Source organism: Streptomyces sp. NPDC052101, from assembly GCF_040680235.1.
In the GTDB taxonomy this organism is placed as follows: domain Bacteria; phylum Actinomycetota; class Actinomycetes; order Streptomycetales; family Streptomycetaceae; genus Streptomyces.
Genome location: NZ_JBFAWH010000148.1, coordinates 1 through 1,174, shown reverse-complemented (window position 1 = coordinate 1,174; position 1,174 = coordinate 1). Strand labels below are relative to the sequence as shown.

The 1,174-nt window shown below is 74.8% G+C and carries 1 pseudogene; it reads right to left on the bottom strand.

Annotated elements, in window-relative coordinates:
* Nucleotides 1–41: 41 nt before the first annotated feature.
* Nucleotides 42–887: pseudogene (locus AB0L75_RS44385) on the bottom strand (DEAD/DEAH box helicase); the annotation flags it as partial.
* Nucleotides 888–1,174: the final 287 nt, after the last annotated feature.

The window sequence follows — 1,174 nt, the reverse complement described above, 5'->3', positions numbered from 1 at the left end:
TTGGCCTTGAGGTCCTACTCGATCTCGGCGCGACGCTCCGGGTCTGTGCGGCCCGTGTAGGCGACCACCTCGTGCCCCGCCTCGCGCAGGGCGCGCGCCGTGTCCTCGGCGGCGGAGACGGTGAGGGCGTAGACGATCCCGGAGCCCGGCAGGTCCTCGAGGTGGTCGAGGAGCCAGGCCAGGCGCGCGGCCGGGCTGGGCATGCGCAGCACGCCCAGGCGCAGCGAGGCGCGGGCCAGGGGGCCGCGGAGCACGAACACGTCCTGCTCGGAGGCGACGCCGAGCTGCTCCACCACGTCCGCCACCACACGGGCGTTGGCCGTGGCGGTGGTGGCCAGCACGGGCACCGCGCGCGGCCCCTCGGCGGGAAGCAGCCCGATCAGGTCCCGGATGCGGCGGTAGTCCGGCCGGAAGTCGTGGCCCCAGTCGGAGATGCAGTGGGCCTCGTCCACCACGAGCAGGCCCATGCGCGCCACGAGGTCCGGCAGCTGCTCGTCCCGGAACCGGGGGTTCGTGAGGCGCTCGGGCGAGATCAGCAGCACGTCCACCTCGTCCGCCGCGAGCCGAGCGCGGACCTCGTCCCACACCGTGGCGTTCGCCGAGCTCACGGACACCGCGCGCACGCCCGCCCGGGCCGCGGCCGCGACCTGGTCCCGCATGAGCGCGAGCAGCGGGGAGACGATCAGGGTGGGCCCTGCGCCGCGGGCGCGCAGCAGCAGGGAGGCCACGAAGTACACGGCGGACTTGCCCCAGCCGGTGCGCTGCACCACCAGGGCGCGGCGGCGGTGGGCCACGAGCGCCTCGATCGCCTCGAACTGCCCGTCCTTGAATCGCGCGTCCGGCCGGTCCACGAGCCGACGCAGGACGGCCAGGGCCTCCTCGTGCAGCGCGGCGTCGCCCCCCGGTGCGGAGGTCTCGGGGAGGCGGGGGCCGGCGTCGGGGTGCGAGGTGGCGTCCATGGCGTCAGTATGCCAACCGGCCCGGACACCGCAGGCGCGGCGGGGCCGTGCACCGGTGGGATGATGGGGGGATGAAGCTGAGCGCCTACACCGACGTCTGCCTGCGGGTGCTGATGACGCTCGCGGCCGCCGAGGGCGAACGGCTCACCAGCCAGCAGATCGCGGACCGGATCCAGGTGCCCTACAACCACGTGATCAAGGCGGTCGCCGAGCTG